General features: G+C 48.2%; 17 protein-coding genes and 1 pseudogene. 13 read left to right on the top strand and 5 right to left on the bottom strand.

Annotated features, from left to right (window positions below; translation table 11 throughout):
* Positions 1 to 19 precede the first annotated feature (19 nt).
* The 8 genes from ABR39_RS16990 to ABR39_RS16955 all read left to right on the top strand — a co-directional run bounded on the left by ABR39_RS16990 (position 20) and on the right by ABR39_RS16955 (position 10682).
* Positions 20 to 769 carry a DUF3944 domain-containing protein gene (locus tag ABR39_RS16990; RefSeq protein WP_047347873.1) on the top strand — a complete coding sequence of 250 codons (750 nt, stop codon included), beginning with the start codon at positions 20 to 22 and terminating at the stop codon, positions 767 to 769.
* A 102-nt stretch (positions 770 to 871) separates the two neighbouring features.
* Complete coding sequence (locus ABR39_RS16985; protein WP_047347872.1) at positions 872 to 1585, top strand: helix-turn-helix transcriptional regulator; 714 nt, start codon at positions 872 to 874, stop codon at positions 1583 to 1585.
* Between the two features lie 58 nt (positions 1586 to 1643).
* Positions 1644 to 1955, top strand: a complete 312-nt coding sequence (locus ABR39_RS16980) for a hypothetical protein (protein ID WP_082132659.1) — start codon at positions 1644 to 1646, stop codon at positions 1953 to 1955.
* A gap of 70 nt (positions 1956 to 2025) precedes the next feature.
* Positions 2026 to 3894 carry a DUF262 domain-containing protein gene (locus ABR39_RS16975; RefSeq protein WP_240477080.1) on the top strand — a complete coding sequence of 623 codons (1869 nt, stop codon included), beginning with the start codon at positions 2026 to 2028 and terminating at the stop codon, positions 3892 to 3894.
* Positions 3895 to 4097: 203 nt separating this feature from the next.
* A complete protein-coding gene (locus ABR39_RS16970) occupies positions 4098 to 5654 on the top strand; it encodes a type I restriction-modification system subunit M (protein ID WP_047347870.1) in 1557 nt (518 codons plus the stop codon).
* Positions 5651 to 6889, top strand: a complete 1239-nt coding sequence (locus tag ABR39_RS16965; RefSeq protein ID WP_047347869.1) for a restriction endonuclease subunit S — start codon at positions 5651 to 5653, stop codon at positions 6887 to 6889. Before ABR39_RS16970 ends, ABR39_RS16965 begins: the two co-directional genes overlap by 4 nt.
* A gap of 116 nt (positions 6890 to 7005) precedes the next feature.
* Positions 7006 to 10122, top strand: a complete 3117-nt coding sequence (locus ABR39_RS16960; RefSeq protein ID WP_047347868.1) for an HsdR family type I site-specific deoxyribonuclease — start codon at positions 7006 to 7008, stop codon at positions 10120 to 10122.
* A 221-nt stretch (positions 10123 to 10343) separates the two neighbouring features.
* Positions 10344 to 10682, top strand: coding sequence for a 5-fold beta-flower protein (locus tag ABR39_RS16955; RefSeq protein WP_000117288.1), 339 nt, complete (start codon positions 10344 to 10346; stop codon positions 10680 to 10682).
* A 182-nt stretch (positions 10683 to 10864) separates the two neighbouring features.
* Here the strand turns inward: ABR39_RS16955 and ABR39_RS16950 are convergent, their stop codons facing one another.
* The 3 genes from ABR39_RS16950 to ABR39_RS16935 form a co-directional block, all read right to left on the bottom strand.
* Positions 10865 to 11842, bottom strand: a complete 978-nt coding sequence (locus tag ABR39_RS16950) for a 5'-nucleotidase (RefSeq protein WP_047347867.1) — start codon at positions 11840 to 11842, stop codon at positions 10865 to 10867.
* A 56-nt stretch (positions 11843 to 11898) separates the two neighbouring features.
* Positions 11899 to 12876 carry a hypothetical protein gene (locus ABR39_RS16945; protein WP_052952201.1) on the bottom strand — a complete coding sequence of 326 codons (978 nt, stop codon included), beginning with the start codon at positions 12874 to 12876 and terminating at the stop codon, positions 11899 to 11901.
* Positions 12877 to 13595: 719 nt separating this feature from the next.
* Positions 13596 to 14018: a hypothetical protein gene (locus ABR39_RS16935; RefSeq protein WP_240477079.1), complete on the bottom strand. Its 423-nt coding sequence runs from the start codon at positions 14016 to 14018 to the stop codon at positions 13596 to 13598.
* Between the two features lie 226 nt (positions 14019 to 14244).
* Here ABR39_RS16935 and ABR39_RS25015 point away from each other — a divergent pair.
* Positions 14245 to 14418: pseudogene (locus ABR39_RS25015) on the top strand (2-thiouracil desulfurase family protein); the annotation flags it as partial.
* Here ABR39_RS25015 and ABR39_RS16930 read toward each other — a convergent pair.
* On the bottom strand, positions 14402 to 14689 hold the full coding sequence (locus ABR39_RS16930) for a DUF1493 family protein (RefSeq protein WP_047347866.1): 288 nt from the start codon (positions 14687 to 14689) through the stop codon (positions 14402 to 14404). The pseudogene ABR39_RS25015 and the gene ABR39_RS16930 sit on opposite strands and share 17 nt — an antisense overlap.
* A gap of 170 nt (positions 14690 to 14859) precedes the next feature.
* Positions 14860 to 15387: a LuxR C-terminal-related transcriptional regulator gene (locus ABR39_RS16925; RefSeq protein ID WP_047347865.1), complete on the bottom strand. Its 528-nt coding sequence runs from the start codon at positions 15385 to 15387 to the stop codon at positions 14860 to 14862.
* Between the two features lie 671 nt (positions 15388 to 16058).
* Between ABR39_RS16925 and pgaA the strand changes: the two genes are divergently transcribed.
* Genes pgaA through pgaD form a run of 4 tightly spaced genes read left to right on the top strand, consistent with a single transcriptional unit; the run spans position 16059 to position 22198 of the window.
* Positions 16059 to 18497, top strand: coding sequence for a poly-beta-1,6 N-acetyl-D-glucosamine export porin PgaA (gene pgaA, locus ABR39_RS16920; RefSeq protein ID WP_047347864.1), 2439 nt, complete (start codon positions 16059 to 16061; stop codon positions 18495 to 18497).
* 8 nt (positions 18498 to 18505) lie between these two features.
* Positions 18506 to 20443: a poly-beta-1,6-N-acetyl-D-glucosamine N-deacetylase PgaB gene (gene pgaB, locus ABR39_RS16915; RefSeq protein WP_047347863.1), complete on the top strand. Its 1938-nt coding sequence runs from the start codon at positions 18506 to 18508 to the stop codon at positions 20441 to 20443.
* Positions 20436 to 21767, top strand: coding sequence for a poly-beta-1,6-N-acetyl-D-glucosamine synthase (gene pgaC, locus ABR39_RS16910; RefSeq protein ID WP_047347862.1), 1332 nt, complete (start codon positions 20436 to 20438; stop codon positions 21765 to 21767). Before pgaB ends, pgaC begins: the two co-directional genes overlap by 8 nt.
* On the top strand, positions 21764 to 22198 hold the full coding sequence (gene pgaD / locus ABR39_RS16905) for a poly-beta-1,6-N-acetyl-D-glucosamine biosynthesis protein PgaD (RefSeq protein ID WP_047347861.1): 435 nt from the start codon (positions 21764 to 21766) through the stop codon (positions 22196 to 22198). Before pgaC ends, pgaD begins: the two co-directional genes overlap by 4 nt.
* Positions 22199 to 22204: the final 6 nt, after the last annotated feature.

Below are 22204 nucleotides of genomic sequence, written 5' to 3'. Positions count from 1 at the left end.
ATCCGCTATGAGGTAAAATATGGCTACCTACCGACACGACCCTGACCTTGAGTTTCTGCGCCACTGCCATCGTGACGATCTGGATTTACTGGTTTCTGTGCTGATTTGCGATCCAAAAGACGGGCTGGCACGCATCACGGAAACGCTGACTTACGATCCTCAGTATAAAAAACACAAGCCCAACCATCCGCGCTACTGGGATGCCATTGCCGCCGAGGTTCAGACATTTGGGGCGAACAGCTTCGCCACGCTGCTCCGCTGGGGTAAAGGGGTGCTGTACCGGGAAATACTCACCGATGCCTGTGATAAAATGAAGGTGAACTACAACAGCAAGTCCAGCGTCGAGACGATTGAAATGAACCTGCTGATGAAGATCCTGGAGAAAAGTCTTGAGAAGATGACGCCTGACCAGTTAAAGACCGTGGCGGAAGAGTTGCAGACGGGCTACAGCAATCCCACGCCGGAGCTGCTGACCATGGCAATCCAGGCGGGAATAAAAACATCCGGGTTTGCGGCCTATCAGATGGCGCTTGTGGTCACAAATGGCGTGGCGAAAGCCCTGCTAGGCAGAGGGCTGACGTTCGCAGGAAATGCCATGCTGACGCGGACCATGGGCGCATTTGCCGGTCCCGTGGGCTGGGTGCTCAGTTCTCTCTGGCTGCTGATAGATTTAGCCGGTCCCGCATACCGGGTCACGATCCCATCCTGCATCTTTATTGCCTACATGCGCCAGAAGCATCTGTATTCACCCGAGAGTACAGACGCTTAACGCTTATATTTAAGGTTATCAGGCTTTAAAAAAGTTCAGAGGGCGGACAAATCCTGTCCGCTACTGCTGGCATCATTCCCCGGCAAAATTCGGGAACGATGTATGACGCTGATAACAAAAGAGAATGAACATGACAGACTGGCAACCCGCCTCTCCATCATCCTGAGCCGTCTGTTTCAGGGTGAAAAGCTGCATATCGGGACGCTGGCTGAGGAATTTGGGGTAACGACGCGCACGCTGCGACGGGATTTTAACGTCCGCCTCACGTATCTTGATATTGAACAGAACAACGGCGTGTATCAGCTTGCCTCGCATTACTTTCGTCGCCGCACGGAACGGGATATGAAGATACTGGCGAGACTGCTGCATCTTGACCGTCTGCTACCCGCGATGGATGCCAAACTGCTGAGCCTTCTGCTTGACGGGGAGCACCCTTCCCCCTACAGGATTATGCTCCCGGAGCCGCGTCAGAAACCCACACTGTTCGGTGATTTCAGCAGACTGACGCTCGCCATAATTAACCAGACGCAGGTGCGTATCAGAACTGACGAAAACGTCAGCCATACCGTTCATCCCTATCGCCTGCTTTGCAGCCATGCGGAGTGGTATCTTGCCGGATGTGCTTTATCGGGCGTGTTCGTTATATCCCTGTCCCGAATCAGGCTGGTTGAGGTAATACCGGATGTAACGTTTGAAATCGATACCGCGCTCATTTCACTGATTGAGCAGTCTGACTTTATGGAAGCGTTACCCCACATGAACATTATTCATCAGATAATGCATTACGGGAGCAAACAAACGAATAATCGTAATTAAAATTACAACATATTATTAGTGATGATTAAATCACGTTAATATGAAAAGTGAGAAAATTATGATTATTGAAAAAGAATATGCACTTGTAGATGCGGCTGCAAGACTTAACACTGACCTGAGAGATTATGAAAGTGAAATAAACAGAGCCGCCAACGTGACATTTGGCAATGACCTGACAGACATAACGGTATACCAGTCCAGTTTTATCATCAGCATCAGGGCAGACGGTGAAAAAATAAAGCACGGCCTTCTTGTTAACTTCGGTAAAAATATAGCAAGACAGGTTTCATCACTTTGTGCTTCGGCAATGCGAGTCTACCCGAATGAAAAACACAAACCGAGCCGTCAGCTTTTCCACTGCATAAATTAGTTTGTGCAAAGACTGTACTACCGACATGCTTTAAATTAAAATAGGCCAGCTAATATAACATATGAGGTTTATGATGGCTGGCCAGTATGAAAAAGCAATAACGATAAAACAAGCGATAGATTCAATTAATTTACGCCACTATCTTCTGCCTGCAATTCAGAGGAAGTTCGTCTGGAGCAGCAGTCAAATATGTTTGCTGTTTGATTCCATCATGCGAGACTACCCGATAAACTCTTTCATGATGTGGGATATCCGTAGTGCCAGTATTAAAAACGATTACAAATTTTATGAATTCCTGAAAGAATACTGTCAGCGATTTAATGAAGAAAACCCCTGCGTAGCAACAAATGCTGGATTTCATGATTTCAAGGCGGTGATTGATGGTCAGCAGCGTCTCACATCATTATATATTGGATTGTGTGGAACGTATGCGTATAAACAACCGCGGGTGTGGTGGCCTTCGGCACAGGATGATCGCATCCTGCCGCCCAGAAAGCTTTACGTCGATTTAACAGCGCCACTTAAGTCAGACGACGAACTCATGATGAAGTATAACTTCAGGTTCCTCACCGACAAGCAATACACAGATTCACTTACCGATAACAAACATCACTGGTTCTGCCTGCACGAAATATTCAAATACGAGCAACATAATTCTCCGGATGATATTTTATTTAACGTTGTCGTACCAGAACTCGAAAAAAGAGGACTCATTTCCAGTGAATTTTCCAGAAAAACCCTGCTTAAACTTTATACCAAGATAAGAACTGAGAATCTTATCCACTACTTCAATGAGAGCAGTCAGGACATTGATCATGTGCTGGATGTTTTCATCCGCACGAACAGCGGGGGGACAAAACTTGAGTTCTCCGACTTACTGATGTCAATAGCGGTAGCACACTGGCAGGGCGATTTCAGAAGAGAACTGGATGAACTGACAAAAAATATTTATCAGAATAATGAAATGGGGTTTTATATTGAAAGAGACTGGTTCTTAAAAACCAGCCTGATGCTTATTGACTCTGACGTTCGGTTCAAAGTAAAAAACTTCACTTCAGAGGAGGTCGGTAAGATACAACAGCAATGGTCTGAAATAAAATCCTGTATCAAGGAGACTTTTATTCTCATCAGACGATTCGGCATCAACCCGCAGTCTTTGATATCTAAAAACGCAGTCATTCCTGTGGTCTACTGGCTTTACAAAAAGCAAACCAGTGGACACCCATTATATACAACGATTAATCTCCTGAATAAAAACCACAATGAACGTTCAGTAATTAGCCAGTGGTTTTACATGGTACTCCTGAAAGGGATCTTTGGAAGCCAGGCCGATGCGCTACTCACGAGCATCAGAGATGTAATGAAAAATAGTCTTTCAGATATTCATTTTCCTCTTGAGAAGATTATTGACAGATATAAAGGCTCGAATAAGGACCTCAGATTTGACGACGAATACATCGAAAGCCTTCTCAATATCAGATATGGCGAAGGTCGTTGCCGTGCACTATTGCATCTTCTGTTCCCTGAAATGAATCCGACCGAGGTATTTCATATTGATCACCTTCACCCAAAAAATCATTTTTCAAAGAAATATCTTGAAAAATTAGATTATGTTGCGAATTCACCGGAGAACCTCAGCTTTTATGAAAATCCGGAACACTGGGACACCATACCGAATCTTCATTTACTGAATCACTCTCAGAATATAAGTAAACAGGATACTTCCCTGAAACAATGGTTATCTCAGTCATCAAACAACTACTCGCCATCAATGCTGTTAGTTTCGGATGAAAATATTGAGTTCAGTCGCTTCCCGGATTTCTACAATGAGCGAAGACGCGCCCTGAAGCAAAGACTACTGAATCGGGTGTTTCTTACAACAAAAATAGATTCATCACCATCCACAATGGATACGGATGAAGAAATTCTCACCGACTGAACGTTCAGCCCCGATAGTATTGGGGCTTCAGTATTTATCGCCAGCGCAACATTTCTACTGGCCTGTCTAAAAGAGCGTTGGTTACATAACCGGGCAAACGAACACTCAGTGCAACGCATGTCATACAAAGCCTGTCATCAATATGAAATTGCGATAAAATCGGGCCAATAGCAGTACTTAAGAATCATACAACAGGATACAAAATGACAAGCCTTCAGCAGCGTGCAGAGCTACACCGTCAAATCTGGGCCATTGCCAATGATGTCAGAGGCTCCGTAGATGGATGGGATTTTAAACAGTATGTACTCGGTGCACTTTTCTACCGCTTCATCAGTGAGAATTTTTCCAGCTACATGGAAGCAGGTGATGAGAGCATACATTATGCAGCACTTGATGACAGCATCATTACCGATGACATCAAAGACGATGCCATCAGGACTAAAGGCTATTTCATCTACCCGAGCCAGCTGTTCTGCAACGTTGCCGCTAAAGCTAACACCAACGACAGGCTGAATGCTGATTTAAACAGTATCTTCGTCGCTATTGAAAGCTCTGCCTACGGTTATCCATCCGAGGCCGACATCAAAGGCCTCTTTGCCGATTTCGATACAACCAGCAATCGACTGGGGAACACCGTCAAAGACAAAAACAGCCGTCTTGCTGCCGTTTTGAAAGGCGTTGAAGGGCTGAAGCTAGGAAATTTTAACGAGCACCAGATTGATCTGTTTGGTGATGCCTATGAGTTCCTGATTTCTAACTATGCGGCAAATGCCGGTAAGTCTGGCGGGGAGTTCTTCACTCCTCAGCACGTCTCTAAGCTGATTGCTCAGCTTGCGATGCACGGTCAGACTCACGTCAACAAAATCTATGACCCTGCCGTAGGTTCTGGCTCACTACTGCTTCAGGCGAAGAAACACTTTGATAACCATATAATTGAAGAAGGTTTTTATGGTCAGGAGATAAATCATACAACCTTTAACCTGGCGCGTATGAACATGTTCCTGCACAACATCAACTACGACAAATTTGATATCAGACTGGGGAATACCCTGACTGAGCCTCACTTTGGCGATGAAAAACCGTTTGACGCGATCGTCTCTAACCCACCGTACTCGGTTAAGTGGATTGGCAGCGATGACCCGACCCTGATTAACGATGAGCGTTTTGCTCCTGCTGGCGTACTGGCCCCGAAATCAAAAGCTGACTTTGCGTTTGTGCTACATGCGCTGAACTACCTGTCTGCTAAAGGGCGCGCAGCAATAGTTTGCTTCCCCGGTATTTTCTACCGTGGCGGTGCAGAGCAGAAAATCCGCCAGTACCTGGTCGATAATAACTATGTTGAAACGGTGATTTCACTCGCGCCAAACCTGTTCTTCGGCACAACCATTGCCGTTAACATTCTGGTGCTGTCCAAGCACAAAACAGATACCCGCGTTCAGTTTATTGACGCCAGCGGGTTGTTTAAGAAAGAAACCAATAACAATATCCTGACTGATGGCCATATCGAACAGATTATGCAAGTGTTTGCCAGCAAAGCAGACATTGACCATCTGGCGAAAACTGTCCCTCATGAAACAGTTGCCGCCAATGACTATAACCTGTCAGCCAGCACCTACGTGGAAGCCAAAGACAACCGAGAAATTGTTGATATTGAGGAACTGAATGCCGAACTGAAAATCACAGTCAGTATAATTGACCAGTTGCGTAAAGATATTGATGCAATTGTGGAAGAGATTGAAGGAAGCGAGACGCAATCATGAGTGGGTTGAACTTTCTGAAAAAATTGCTGGATGGGGTTGATGTTGAATGGTTGTCACTGGGAGAGCTTGGCGATTTCATACGTGGCAATGGATTACAGAAAAAAGATTTCGTCGAAAGTGGTTTTCCAGCAATACATTACGGTCAGATTTATACAAGGTATGGGTTATCAGCTGATAAAACATTTACTTACGTGCTTCCAGAACTAGCCAACAAGCTGAGAAAGGCTCAAAAAAATGACTTATTGCTAGCAACAACATCAGAAAACGATGAGGATGTAGTAAAACCTTTAGCCTGGCTTGGAGATAACGTTGCTATTTCCGGAGATATGATGTTATTTCGCCACGAGCAAAATGTTAAATATCTCGCCCACTTTTTCCAGTCCGAAATATTTCAAACACAAAAAATGAAATATATTACCGGGGCTAAAGTTCGACGGGTTTCCAGTGGAAATTTAGCTAAAATCAAAATCCCAATCCCCTGTTCAAACAATCAGGAAAAGTCCCTTGCCATCCAGTCTGAAATCGTCCGGATTCTGGATAATTTTTCTGCACTTATCGCTGAACTTACCGCTGAACTTACCGCTGAACTTACCATGCGTAAAAAGCAGTACAACTACTATCGTGACCAGTTGCTAAGTTTTGAAAAGGGTGAGGTTGAGTGGAAAGCGTTGGGGGAGATTGCAGCGTATTCTAAATCACGTATTAGCTTTGATAAACTGGATAAAAATAGTTATGTAGGCGTTGATAACCTTCTACAAAACCGTGCGGGAAAGATGCAATCAAATTACGTTCCAACTTCAGGAAATCTTACTGAGTTTCGTGACGGTGACATATTGATTGGTAACATCCGACCATATTTGAAAAAAATTTGGCAAGCTGATTCGACAGGTGGAACAAATGGTGATGTATTGGTTATTCGCAGTTGCCATAAATCGATTTTGCCAAGATACCTATATCAAATTTTGGCTGATGACAATTTTTTTGAGTACAACATGCAGCACGCCAAAGGTGCAAAAATGCCCCGTGGAAATAAAGATGCAATAATGAAATATCGATTACCCATTCCGTCATTCGAGGAACAAACCCGCATAGTTACCATTCTGGACAAGTTTGATACATTAACAAACTCCATCAGGGAATGCTTACCTCGTGAAATCGAGCTACGTCAAAAGCAGTACGAGTACTATCGTGACTTGCTGTTCAGCTTCCCGAAACCAGAAGCCGCCAGCAACTGACAGGCCATTGATACCAGTAGGGTATGTTTTCACCCACCCGGTATCAGGCTTTAGGAATACCGGAAGATGCTTCTGATACCCTTCCGGGCTTTACCAGATGACGCACAGGATGCACCATGACACAACAGACACACACCATTGCTGAATCCAATAACTTTATCGTTCTTGATAAATTCACCAAAGTTCTGGAGACCGGTGACAGCTACCAGAGCGAATCGGACCTTGAGCGGGCGCTGATTCAGGATCTTCTTAATCAGGGTTATGAGTTTATCTCCGTTAAGTCACCGACAGCGATGCTGGCGAATGTGCGGGACCAGCTTCAGCGTCTTAATGGTGCGGTGTTTAACGAAAGTGAATGGCGGCGCTTCGCAGAGCAATATCTGGACAGCCCCAGTGACAGCAGCCTGGACAAAACCCGTAAAATCCATATCGACTATATCTGTGATTTTACGTTTGATGATGGTCGTCTGGAAAACATCTATTTGATAGATAAAAAGAACCTGCTGCGCAATAAGGTGCAGGTCATTCAGCAGTTTGAACAGACCGGCTCACACGCTAACCGTTATGACGTCACCATTCTGGTTAACGGCCTGCCGCTGGTGCAAATCGAACTCAAAAAGCGTGGCGTGGCGATTCGTGAAGCCTTTAACCAGATACACCGTTACAGCAAGGAAAGCTTTAACAGCGATAACTCCCTGTTTAAATACCTGCAACTCTTCGTGATTTCCAACGGGACTGATACCCGGTACTTTGCCAGTACCACTAAACGGGATAAAAATAGCTTTGATTTCACCATGAACTGGGCGAAATCGGATAACACTTTGATTAAGGACCTGAAGGACTTTACCGCCACTTTCTTCCAGAAGCATACCCTGCTGAATGTTCTGTTTAATTACAGCGTGTTTGACAGCAGCCAGACTCTGCTCGTCATGCGCCCCTATCAGATTGCCGCCACTGAGCGAATACTCTGGAAAATTAACAGCTCATTTAAAGCGAAGAACTGGTCAAAACCCGAAAGCGGCGGGTTTATCTGGCATACCACAGGGTCAGGAAAAACCCTGACCAGCTTTAAGGCCGCACGTCTGGCTACGGAACTGGACTTTATTGATAAAGTCTTCTTCGTGGTCGACAGGAAAGACCTCGATTACCAGACCATGAAGGAGTACCAGCGCTTCTCTCCGGACAGTGTCAATGGTTCGGATAATACAGCAGGCCTCAGAAGAAACTTGGATAAGGACGATAACAAAATTATCGTCACAACCATTCAGAAACTCAATAACCTGATGAAAGCCGAAGCTGACCTGCCCGTCTATCAGCAGCAGGTGGTGTTTATCTTTGATGAGTGTCACCGCAGCCAGTTTGGTGAGGCCCAGAAAAACCTCAAAAAGAAATTCAGACGCTTTTATCAGTTTGGTTTTACCGGTACGCCTATTTTCCCGGAAAACGCACTGGGAGCAGAAACCACAACCAGCGTGTTCGGGCGTGAATTACATTCTTACGTAATTACTGATGCGATTCGTGATGAAAAAGTGCTGAAGTTTAAGGTGGACTATAACGATGTCCGCCCACAATTTAAGTCTCTTGAAACGGAAACAGACGATAAAAAACTCAGCGCGGCTGAAAACCAGCAGGCCTTTCTGCATCCAATGCGTATTCTGGAAATAACACAGTACATCCTGAATAACTTCCGTCAGAAAACGCACCGTACTTACCCGGGAGCAAAAGGCTTCAATGCCATGTTAGCAGTGAGCAGCGTTGACGCGGCAAAAGCTTATTACACGACGTTTAAAGTGCTACAGGAAGAGGCCGCGAAAAAATCAGGCAGCTATAAACGTCTTCGGGTGGCAACCATCTTCTCCTTTGCCGCTAACGAAGAGCAAAGCGCTATTGGTGATATTACTGACGAAAGCTTTGATACCAGCGCGATGAACAGCAGCGCGAAGGAATTCCTGGATTCAGCCATTGATGACTATAACAACCACTTTAAAACCAATTTCAGCACCGACAGTAACGGTTTCCAGAACTACTACCGCGATTTAGCTCAACGAGTGAAAAATCAGGATATTGACCTTCTCATCGTGGTGGGAATGTTCTTAACCGGCTTTGATGCTCCGACGCTCAATACTCTGTTCGTTGACAAAAACCTGCGTTATCACGGTCTGATGCAGGCATTCTCACGCACCAACCGTATCTATGATGCAACCAAAACCTTCGGCAATATCGTGACCTTCAGGGACCTGGAGCGTCCGACCATTGATGCCATCACACTATTTGGCGACAAAAACACCAAGAATGTGGTGCTGGAAAAAAGCTACGAAGAGTACATGCAGGGCTTTACCGATGCGGCAACCGGCGAAGCTAAACGAGGTTTTATGGCTGTTGTCTCTGAGCTGGAGCAGCGCTTCCCTGACCCGGCCAGTATCGACAGTGAAAAAGAGAAAAAAGCCTTCGTCAAACTGTTTGGTGAATATCTGCGGGCAGAAAACATTCTGCAAAACTACGATGAATTTGCCACGCTGAAAGCCCTGCAGAAGGTTGATATTAGTGACCCGGAAGCGGTAGAAACCTTTAAAGCAGAGCACTATTTGGATGATGAAAAATTTGCTGAATTACAAACCATTCGCCTCCCTGCCGAACGTAAAGTTCAGGACTATCGCTCAGCTTACAATGATATCCGGGACTGGCAGCGACGCGAAAAAGCAGCAAACGACAGAGATAAATCAACCACAGACTGGGATGACGTGGTGTTTGAAATTGACCTGCTGAAGTCGCAGGAGATTAACCTGGACTACATCCTTGGTCTGATTTTCGACCACAATCGTCAGAAAAAAGATAAAGAAGCCCTGACTGAAGAGGTCAGACGCTTAATCCGCTCAAGTCTGGGCAACCGTGCCAAAGAAGGTCTGATTGTTGACTTTATTCAGCAAACTAACCTTGATGACATGCCGGACAAGGCCAGTATCATTGATGCATTCTTTACCTATGCTCAGCGTGAACAGCAACGGGAAGCAGAGGCGTTGATTAAGGAAGAAAACCTCAATGAAGAGGCTGCAAGGCGCTATATCCGCACATCACTAAAACGAGAGTATGCTACCGAAAATGGGACGGAATTAAACGAGACGCTACCAAAGCTCAGTCCGCTGAATCCTCAGTACAAAACGAAAAAGCAGACTGTATTCCAGAAAATTGGGGCGTTTATCGAAAAATTTAAAGGGGTTGGAGGACACCTCTAGTTGCCAGATAAAAGAACAATGCGCCACCGCAATTTATAGGTAAGATTGTATCCTTTAAACTGCGTCAGACCTGTTATGATCGATGAAGCGCTGGTTAATGTTAATGCTAACTGGATGAATTTTTAACGCACATTCAAAGGATTAGCGTCCAGAACTTAAAGAAACCAGTGCTTGATTTTGGATGGTAAAGTACTGAATGGATGTATCACAGGAGAATACTTATGAGCGTAACTATAAAAGACGATCGACTCAGGACTATCGCGACCTTTGATGGCAAGACCTTGAAAGATGATCGACTGAGGACCATCGCGACGTTTGATGGTAAAGCCCTGAAAGACGACCGACTCCGCACCATCGCTACCTTTGACGGAAAAACCCTGAAAGACGACCGACTCCGCACCATCGCAACATTTGATGGGAAGACCTTGAAAGACGATCGACTCCGCACCATCGCAACATTTGATGGTAAAACGCTTAAAGACGACCGACTCAGAACCATCGCGACAGTTAATGGTAATGTCAGTATTGTTGTTTTGGCGTTTGCTGCTCGGCTATTTTGAGGTTTAACATTTATGATATTGTCTTTTTATTTTTACATCAAAAAATACCGAAGCCCATAGTTTATTTAAACGATAGATTTTATTGCAAGACTATCTTCGGCAGATAACTGCCATCTGAGAAAAATTCCTGACCATGATGATAGTTCCGCCCCGACTCATCGGGGCAATGACATTGACATAAATTAAGCTGGCTTGATTGACAATATTTGCTGATATAATGGTGAGCGAGAAGCATAAGGTACTCGGCCTGAAGGGACATATACTGATGCTGGCTCAAGATGGACATCTTGATCATCAAAAAATATATGAGGATTAAAAGCTTTGAGAATTTTTGTTTTCTCGACCCCACCTAGAAAGAATGCCTCATCAACATTTATCCCCCAAGCTCTTAATGTTTTTATAACTCGTAGCTCGGATGGGCTATTTCTTGCTGTAACAAGAGCAATTCTTATCGGTGAGTAATCAACTCTTGCAGGTAATCGGTCTTGTAATCTCGCTATTTTTTTTAGCAGCATTGCATAAGGACCTTCCGCCAAAGGTTCATTTTGCTTGGCATTTTCTTGTGCATGGAAACTGTTAATTCCTTTCGTTTTATAGACAATCTCACTCGACTCATCGAATAAGACAGCATCACCATCAAAGGCAATTCTTACCTGATCTTGCGGATATTTTATAGATTCTTTTGGCGGTTCCTTTAAAATAGCAACTGCACAGGCGTTAGAGTCGATAACGCGCTGTGCATCATCAATACTGGTTGTAAGAAAGAGATCCACATTGAAAGCCTCGAGATAGTCAACCACCGTTTCACCACCTGTGAATACTGACCTTGTTATATCTACTCCTTTTTTTCTTATATTGTTCAGTATCATAAGTCCTGTATCAGGACTATTTCTTGACATAACCACTACTTCAACAAGAGGAGATTTATCAGCTTCTTTTTTATACTTATTTAGTCCCAACAAAGCCTCTACCAAGGGAAATCCAGTTCCAGGAAGCAACTCATCATTCTCATGCAAAAGCATGTAGTCTCTGTATTGCTCAATTGCTTTTTCTGGATTGCTGGAACAGAATCCCTTAAAAAGATTATCTGATTCCTGCATATTGAAAAGTGCTGTTGAGCTAATACCAATGACCAGAGTATTAGTCAAATCATAAGCCATAACTATCTCCTAAGACCTTTATTAGTTAACGTTTACAATTGATTAAGAGAAAAAATCTATTCATATTCAATACCCCATTCGTTTATTTTAAGTTTTTTATTTAACGAGAATTGGTTTATCAAATCAATATATTCTTTAAAGTCTGAATTCAATTCAATAAGGCGATTAATAGTTTGCCAATCTAAACTTATTTTTTCTTTTGCTTGAAGAAGAATCTGACTTTCAGACGGATTATGTACATCGAGGAGGATAACGCCAATACCATGTGCCGCATTCAGAACAGTTAACTCATCAATACAGTTATTCTCAATGCTTGCAGCTACAAGATAACCATAGTGAGACCATGATGAGTTAGAAACGGTCTGAAAGTATGCCTCTCTAACGTTCGAAATAACTAAAGATTTTTTTACTTCAAAAGACCAAAGAAAAGCACGTTTACCACCAAGAATTGAAACCGCATCCTTAGTCAAGGACGACCAATTATGACCAATATCCTGGACCCCTATAACATCTGGATGTACCCACTTATTACTCTTGAAGGCTCCCTTTTTGGATTTCTTTTCATCTACACGACGAACAAGCACGTTTAATGAACTCGAAGTATACTCGCTTAGAAGAGGATATAATTCATGCTCAGAATAAAATTCGCCATGGGGATCAGAAACGTCAGCATCATCCGTGACAAAGATATCTTTATTTAATTGTATGCCCTTTGCCTCATCATCTGACCAAAGATACTTTCTAGGTTTTCCTGCCGTCACATTAATATGAGCATTTCTCTTGACCAGCGAAGGTCTTTGGGCGCCTATCTCTGCCGCTACCTGGGAGATTAGGTCTTCAACACTCGAAAGATGTTCTGATGAAGCAAGTTTCTTTTCTGCGTATTCAGGAAAGCTTTCGCAAACTTTGATTGCCAACTGCCTGGCAGTAAACGGAACATTAGGGCTTGCCTTAAGTACGAACAAAGTCATACCAATCAATGTTTTAATTTTATGACTAACAAGAAAATCTGAGTCAGCTTTTATTTTGTTCACACCCTATCCTTTTGTGCTTCAACGAGACCAAGAGTCTGGAACAACAGAACTCTTCTTTATTCTCTCCAACTATATCAAAATTGCTCCACGTAGTAGTAACCTTAGTTACTGTAATTGCTTTAAGTGAGGTTTACCTTGACTATCTCGAACTTTCAATATGTTCACGATCTAGCCCATGTCATGAAATATCAAGAGCTTTCGAAGAAAACAAACTTATCTTAGTAATCCTTAACCTGAGGACGTCAGCTCTTGCAGCTCATAACAACCAGAATCAGCCCAGATATCTCTGAAGAGCTAATTGCTTTAGCTTGCTCATTATGAAGTTCTCTCACCTAATGCAATATAGTTGAGAACTGGGAAACGAAGATGGGCCATCTTAAACCAAGGCAATTTGATGGTAGGATTATGGTAGTTTCGAAACACCGTATTTAAGCATTGCTTACATCATATTGCAGCAAACTTAAACATTTTTCTCAAGGCAAACCAGTAAAAAACTGTTAGTGCTGATAGAGCATTTGGTCTTTTTTGAAGGGATTGAAAATCCCCGTGTCCTTGGTTCGATTCCGAGTCCGGGCACCACTATTTAGAAAACCCAGCCTATGGCTGGGTTTTTGCTATATGGCTACGGCCGATTTCTGGGCGCTGATAAGCGTGGCTTTAATGCAGGCACGCTTACGCTACTAGCTCGGTAAGTTAATACAGGCGGTGGCTCTTTTTTATCACTTAATTTTGCCGGATAAATTGCTGACCTGATTTGAAAGGTTGTCGTTGCTCCGCTTCATGTCATCAAGGCTTCTTTGCAATCGCTCGATCTTACTCTCCTGCTCAGAATTCTTTCTCTCAAGCTGTAAAACCTTCTGAGTTAGCTCATCGACTTTGCGGTTGTCGGACTTCATCTTCCTCAGGCTATCCTGCATCTCCTGTAGATCCGTCTCCCTGAAATCAGAAGGCTCGATTTCATCTGCATCAGAAATTACCGGGATATATCCTCTATTAGCGCTGCTGGGTTTGATACTAACCTGAACTTTATTTAGACCCGCAGAGTGCGCGTAACCTATTGAAGAAAAATAAAAAAAAGGAACAACACACAGACCAGACAGATATTTATTCATTTCTAACGTCCTTTTAAATTTTTCAATCACTTCCAGGAGTCTCCTTCTGGTATCACCCGCTCAGGATAAAATACATGGCTTAGCCTCTGGCAGTTCATAAACGGGGTTAAAGAGCAGAAGATACTATTCGTTTTTCATTATAATACGCGTTTCCTCTCCCCCAAAATCCAACCGCCACCCGCTCATTTTCTGCCACCTTATATCCGCCGGTATCGAGATAAGCGCGTTACCACGCACCTTATCAAAGGTATCTCCCATGCCCGTCAAAGAAATAATCCTGCTTAGCGCCTGCCTGTCAGGGCACCTTGTCCGCTACAACGGTACCGATAAATCCTGTTCCTCAGATCTGCTGCAACACTGGCGCAAAGAAGGCCGTCTGGTCACCCACTGCCCGGAACTGGCGGCAGGGCTATCTACCCCCCCTTATCCGCAGAGAGGGTTAGCGGTTTATACTGCCGATCGCGGAATTTTTTTCTGAGCCGAAACTGAAACCAAAACAGCTCCGGTTCAAAATAATGGTCCATCACAAAGTTGCTGTACTCAATTCCGTACCGGGTGAAAAGGTCAAGCAGCATGTCCTCAAGATCTTCAGGTATAAGATTGATATGCTCCTGGAAGGTCCATTCTTTGTTTGCCGGAGATTTATGGTCACTGTAATTCTCAGTGAGGTAATCAAACAATTCTTGCTCATCATGTAGCATCAGAAAAATTTCCAACCAGTCTCTTCAACCGTGTCCATTACAACGTCCTTTCTCTCGTTTTGAGCCAGAGTAAATCCATAGCTAAAACAAGGATGTCGTCACCGTCCAGTTTTCTTAAAACTCAGAATACCGCCCGCAAGTCAGTTCTATGCTTTTGGTTTCTCCCCACCCTAGGGATCGTTCCCACCTGCGTCCAGCAGTTTGTTTTTAAAGATAAACAAACACGCCTCGTTGAAGTTTTCGGCCCCCAGCCGTTCCGAGAGAGCCGTGCGTTTTCGGTAGAGGCTCTTAACCGACGTATTGAGCTCGCCTGCCACCTCCTCCATCGACATGCCTGCCCTCAGCAACCGCAACATGATCGCTTCGTGCGTGCTAAGCCGTAAATTAAGCAGCCACTTCGTGGTCAGGCGCCTGCCCTTCATATTCAGAACCAGATTAAACAGCGACGCCATATCCGGCGCGGTGAGCGACGCGTTCATAAACAGCTTCATACTGAGCAGATTCTCCTCGCGATGGCGCATATCAAGCATAACGCAGCAGATCGTTTTTTTCGTTCTGGCCGGATGGCGTATCAGGTAATCATATAAACGGAGCGGAGAACGACTATCAATCAATACAGAATATTCATCTGCACCGTTATCAAATATGTTTCGGTCAATCGAGTCGAGCAGGATAATATCCGGAAAGAATATCCTCATCCCCCTCACAAGATAGCGATCCTGAGTCACTAACACTATTGAAGTTGCCACTAACCATCCCTTTTAGATTAAAGCAAGAACGATCCTTCGCAAAGAAGGCCGCCTTCGTTTTATAGCGCTGTTATATTAACGATTAATGTTTCCGGCTTTGGACATCCCTCAATACAGACATTGATGGGTAAGACTTCCTGTAGACTATCATTCAATGGCTGCCATTAATTATAAATAAAAAACAATCGCAGAAAAGTCACTTCTCTAAACATTAAGAATTTTTGTCATGAAACTTCCCAAACATGCACCAGAAAGTACTTTAATTGGCGCAGATAATCGTCATTTAAAATATATACAAAACTGTCACAATAAAAATAAAATAGATTATTTTCAATAAGTTATAAATAAACCATCAATTCAAAATAATCATCACAGACCGCTCAATCCAGAATTATCTCAAAACAACCCAGCCGCTTTTCAACATATTTATCCGGCAAGATATCGGGTGTACATTACCTTTCACCCAGTCCACTGAGATAAGGATCCATAATTACCTTTAAGTAAGTACCCCATAACGTCACTGCATTCAGATTTAATGTTCTCCTTTATGGCCTTTAACGCTGAGCTTAAAGGCGGCCGTGTTATGCAATGGATTCATGATAAACAAATGGCAAATAGATATGGAAAGCTCACTTCGCTTCAATACGTTATTCTTTTATCGCGCCCCAACATTATTGTTCCTGTTATTACTCTTTCCTGTTCTGGTTCAGGCTTCGGAATCCGTTTACGAACAGCAGATTCAACAGGCGCGTAACGGTAATTACACGTCGTTTCTTGATTATCTTCAGCGTTATCAGCAACAGCATGCCCTGACGCCTGAGCAAGTTGCGGACTGGCTACAGGTGGCAGCGTGGGCAGGTCGCGATGACGAGGTGATTCAGGTCTGGCAGCGTTACGGTATTTATATGCCGCTGCCCGCCCGCGGCGTTGCCGCCGTCGCGCAGTCCAGGCGAAATCAAAAAGCGTGGCAGCCGGCCCTATCGCTCTGGAAAGAGGCGCGTAGCCTTGCGCCGCATAATGACGATTATCGTATCGGCTATATCAAAACCCTGGCCGATGCGCGCATGGATGCCCTCGCGCTGCAGGAAGCCCAGCGGCTGGTCGCGGAAAACCCCTCTCAGGCCCATCTACAGACGCTCTCTTACGTCTGGCTGCGCCAGGGAAAAAGCTGGGATCGGCTTTTAGCGGACACGCGCGCGCTAGGCATCGCGCCAGAGAATAACGCGCTGCTCAGCGAGCAGATCGAGGCGCTGACGGATAACCGGGTGAATACCCCCGCGCTGCAGCTTTCACAAAGGGTGACGCTCTCACCCGCACAGCGTCGCCGTCTTGAGCTTAACGCCGCTGCCGAAAGGGTTCGCCTTGCGGATGTGCCTGCCAGGACGGAAAAAGAGCGCCTGCAGCTTGCGCAAAGCGCACTGAATCGTTACGACGCCCTGCTTTCTCGCTGGCAAAACGATCCGCAGGCGGCGGAAGACATCATCCTTGCACGCATCGACAGGCTTGGCACGCTGTATGCGCATGGCGATTACCCGCAGGTCATCCGCGAGTATCAGGCGCTAACGGCAGCGCAGCATCCGGTGCCGGGCTGGGCAATAGGCTGGGTTATCTCCGCGTATCTGCAGGAGAAAAATAGCGCTGCCGCCTTCTCGCTTGTGCAGCGCTATCCGCAATACGCTTCAAACCCGCAGGACGAGGAGCACGCGCTTTTCTACGCCTGGCTGGATACCGGCCAGTACCCGGCCGCCCGCCAGTACGTTGAGCGCCAGACCCGCAGCGTCCCCTGGACCCGTTACGACTTCGGTTCCCCTACACCTCAGCCGAACGATCGGTGGCTTATCGGACAGTCGCTTCGCTTTAACTATTTGCTGGCAACCCGCGCCCTGCCGGAAGCCGAAACGCTGGCGCACCATCTGGCCACAACGGCGCCGGGCAACCAGGGATTGCAGATTGACTATGCCACCCTGCTTCAGGCCCGGGGCCTGCCGCGCGCGGCCGAGCAAAAGCTGAAAATGGCAGAGGCGCTGGAGCCATCGAATCTGGAACTCGAGCAGCAGCAGGCCTACGTCGCTATGGATCTGCAGGAGTGGCGGCAGATGGATTTACTGGCCGACGACGTGCTTGCTCGCGCCCCCGTCGATCGCAGCGCCCGACGTCTGGACAGGCTCAGAACAGTCCACCATATGTCCGAGCTGCGCCTCAACGCGGGAAAAGGGCTGCACTCCGATAACCCCGTCAGCGGTACACACGACCTGACCTGGGACGCCACGCTTTATGGTCCGCCCATCGCGGATAGCTGGCGGCTGTTTGCAGGCACCCGCTATGGGCAGGGTAACTTTGATGAAGGCAAAGGTTCCAGCCGCCACCTCCTGGGCGGCGTTGAATGGCGGCCTCGTGACCTTCAGCTCGAAGCCGAGCTCTCCAGCAACCGCTATCACGGGGAAAACAAGCCGGGGGCTCGCCTCTCAACCACGTACAGCCTCACGGATAACTGGCAGGTCAGCGGCAGCCTCGAACGCCTGTCCCGCACCACGCCTCTGCGGGCCTTACGCAACGGAATTAGCGCAAACCGGGGTGAAGGCGGCGTGCGCTGGTACCAAAACGAGCGCCGCGAGTACCAGTTCAACGCCGCCGTCAGCCGCTTCTCGGACCATAACCGCCGGCAGGAATACACCCTCACGGGTAAGGAGCGCCTCTGGCAGGCCCCGTCCCTGACGCTGGATCTCGAACCGGGGATCGCCGCCAGTAAAAACAGCCTGCGGGACACGCTCTACTACAACCCGGCGCGGGACCTGTCCGTGACGGCTGCCCTGGCCGTTGACCATGAGATGTATCGCCATTACGACACCCTCTGGAGCCAGCAGTTCGTGGCGGGAGGCGGCAGCTACTGGCAGAAAAATCAGTCCGCTGGCGCCATCGCACTGCTGGGTTACGGGCAACGCGTTCAGTGGAACAACGTCATTGATACCGGCGTGATGCTGAACTGGGATAAGCGCCCTTACGACGGCAAACGCGAGAGCAACCTCTCCGTCACGTTTGACGCGACTTTACGCTTTTAAGGATGAATATGCTGAACACACGTTTTTCCGTGAGCCTGATACTCCTCGGCTGGCTCTGCCTTAGCGCGAGCGTCTGCGCGCAGGCGATCTCGTTCATTGCGCCCAAAGCGCGACCGCAGCTGGAGGCGACCAAACCCTGGCCGACGAACCAGTTTCTGGTCCTGGCCTACCACGACGTAGAAGATGATGCCGCCGACCAGCGCTACCTCTCCGTTCGCACCAGCGCGTTAAACGAGCAGATTAGCTGGCTTGTGCACAACGGCTATCACGCCATCAGCGTGCAGGACATTCTCGATGCGCATGACGGGAAAAAAACGCTGCCGCCAAAGGCCGTTTTGCTCAGCTTTGACGACGGCTACAGCAGCTTTTACACCCGTGTCTGGCCGCTGCTTCAGGCATGGAACGTGCCTGCGCTGTGGGCGCCGGTGGGCAGCTGGGTGGATACGCCGGCAAACCAAAAGGTTAACTTCGGCGGCTTGATGACGCCCCGCGATCGCTTCGCGACGTGGGACATGGTGCGCGAGCTCAGCCGCTCCCCGCTGATTGAGATCGGCTCGCATACCTGGGCCTCGCATTACGGCATTCAGGCCAACCCGCAGGGCAGCCGCGAACCGGCGATCGCCAATCGCGCTTATGACAAAGCAACGGGCCGCTATGAAACGGACCCGCAGTTCAGCCAGCGGATTGGTGATGACGTTCGCAAAGTGACTGAAAAAATCACCCAGGTGACCGGCAAGGCGCCGCGCGCCTGGGTCTGGCCGTATGGCGCCGCCAACGGCACGTCGCTTGCGATTGCCAAAAAGCAGGGCTATCAGCTGGCGTTTACCCTTGAGGACGGACTGGGTGACGTGCGCAATCTCGGCAGCATTCCCCGTCTGCTGATCGCCGGAAATCCCTCGCTCAAAACCTTTGCCAGCACGGTCAGCCAGGTTCAGGAGTCAGAGCCGGTGCGCGTGATGCACGTCGATCTCGACTACGTTTACGATCCCGATCCGGCCCAGCAGACCAAAAACATCAACAGGCTGATCCAGCGGGTCTACGACATGAAAATCAGCCACGTCTTCCTGCAGGCGTTTGCCGATCCGCAGGGCGACGGCAGGATCAAAGCGCTCTATTTCCCCAACCGCCGGCTTCCGGTCCGGGCCGATCTCTTTAATTTTGTCTCCTGGCAGCTGCAAACCCGCGCGGGGGTAAAAGTCTTCGCGTGGATGCCGGTGCTCTCGTTCGATCTCGATCCTTCCCTGCCGCGCGTGCAGCGCCGGGATCGTCAGACCGGTCGGTTGAGCGACGCCACCGAGCCCTATATCCGGCTCTCCCCGTGGAGCCCACAGGTGCGCCAGCAGGTGACGGAAATCTATGAAGATCTGGCCCGCTATGCCAGCTTCAACGGGATCCTGTTCCATGACGACGCGGTGCTGACGGACGTGGACGATGTATCTCAGAACACCACGCGGCAGAAAAGCCAGCTGCTTATCGGGTTTACCCACGCCCTGAGCCTGGCGGTGAAGCACATCCGCGGCCCGCAGATAAAAACCGCGCGCAATATGTTCGCCTTACCCATTCTGCAGCCCGAAAGCGAGGCGTGGTTTGCGCAGAATCTTGATGATTTTCTGGCGGAGTATGACTGGACGGTGCCGATGGCCATGCCGCTGATGGAGTCCGTCCCGGTCGACGAGAGCAATGCCTGGCTGACGCGCCTGGTTAACGCCGTCGCCGCACATCCCGGCGCGCTCGATAAAACCATTTTCGAGCTGCAGGCCAGGGACTGGGACCAGAAACCGCAGCGCGCCGTTTCCGATAGCCAGCTTGCAGAGTGGATGCGCGTGCTCCAGCTGAACGGCGTCAAAAATTACGGTTACTACCCCGACGACTTCCTCAACAACCAACCTGATATTTCACGTATCAGGCCTGAATTTTCTTCGTACTGGTACCCTGACAATGACTGATCGCATTATTGCATTCTCTATTTTATGTCTGGTATTCGGGTTGCCGTTAGGCGTGGCCGCCCTCTTTACCGGTGAGCTGATTCTGGATTTTGTGTTCTTCTGGCCGCTGTTCATGTCAGTGCTCTGGATAACCGGCGGGCTCTACTTCTGGTTTCAGCTTGAACGGCACTGGTCGTGGGATAACGACACGCCCGCCCCGACGCTCGCCGGTGAGCCGCTCATTTCCATCCTTATTCCCTGCTTTAATGAGGAAAGGAACGCCAGAGAGACCATCAGCGCCGCGCTGGATCAGCGGTATGAAAATATAGAGGTAATCGCCATCAACGACGGCTCTTCTGACAACACCGCGCAGGTGCTGCAGGCGCTGGCGCAGGAACAGCCGCGCCTGCGGGTGATTAACCTCGCGGAGAACCAGGGGAAAGCGCTGGCGCTGAAAGCCGGGGCGGCGGCGGCCCGGGGCGATCTGCTGGTCTGCATTGACGGCGACGCGCTGCTCGATCGCGATACCGCCGCTTATCTGGTGGCTCCGCTAATTCAGTATCCCCACGTCGGGGCGGTGACCGGCAATCCGCGCATTCGCACGCGGTCCACACTGCTTGGCCGCATTCAGGTGGGCGAGTTCTCTTCAATCATCGGGCTCATCAAGCGGACGCAGCGGATCTATGGCCGGGTCTTTACCGTCTCCGGCGTCATCGCCGCCTTTCGCCGACAGGCGCTGGCGGACGTCGGCTACTGGAGCCCGGACATGATCACCGAGGACATCGACATCAGCTGGAAGCTCCAGCTGCGCCACTGGGATATCTTTTTCGAGCCGCGGGCGCTGTGCTGGATTTTAATGCCGGAGACGCTCAAGGGCCTGTGGAAGCAGCGCCTGCGCTGGGCCCAGGGGGGCGCAGAGGTGTTTCTGGTCAACCTGCGCAAGATTGTGCGCTGGGAGCATCACCGCATGTGGCCGCTGTTTCTGGAGTACGCGCTGTCAACGCTGTGGGCCTTCGCCTACGCGATGACGGTGCTGCTGTTCATCATCAGCCATGTCGCGCCCCTTCCCGCGAACCTGATCGTTGAGAGCCTCTTTCCCCCGGCATTTACCGGGCTGCTGCTGGGCGTGATGTGCCTGCTGCAGTTCCTGGCCAGCCTGTACATCGAGCGGCGCTATGAGCGGAACGTGGCCAGCTCGCTTTTCTGGGTAATCTGGTTCCCGATGGTGTACTGGATGATTGGCCTGTTCACGACCCTCGTCGCATTTCCAAAAGTCATGCTTAAACGCCAGCGTGCCCGCGCGCGCTGGATCAGTCCGGACCGGGGAAAAGGAAGCCTGCAATGAATGAAAATACCTTAATTTTGACCGAGCATCGGCTCATGCCGCGTCTTTTCGATGCCGCGTTGACGCTGGTGGCATGGGGAGGTTTTCTGTTTTTCCTTTATGCCAGGCTCTGGATGCAGCTAACCGAGGAGAGCGACTACCGCTGGGGCGTGATTATCGCGTCCTTTAATACGGTGTTGATCTACTTGCTGTTCGCCGCGCTCAACGGCTGGCTGCTGATTTTGTGGTACCAGTACAACCGCCGCCGCGCCCACGTGAGACGACGCCAGCCGGGCTATTTTCACCAGGAGGAGCTGGCCCGCAGTTTTAACGTTTCACCGCAGATCATCTCCGAGATGAGCCAGTACAACCTGCTGACCGTGTACCACGACCAGATTGGCCGCATCATCGATCTGAAGATTAGCGAGCAGCTGGAAGAGGAAGAACCGTAATAAAAA

It is taken from the genome of Enterobacter genomosp. O (assembly GCF_001022965.1).
GTDB classification, from domain to species: domain Bacteria; phylum Pseudomonadota; class Gammaproteobacteria; order Enterobacterales; family Enterobacteriaceae; genus Enterobacter; species Enterobacter cloacae_L.
Note: the sequence above shows the minus strand (reverse complement) of the source record. Positions and strands in the feature narration are given on the sequence as shown.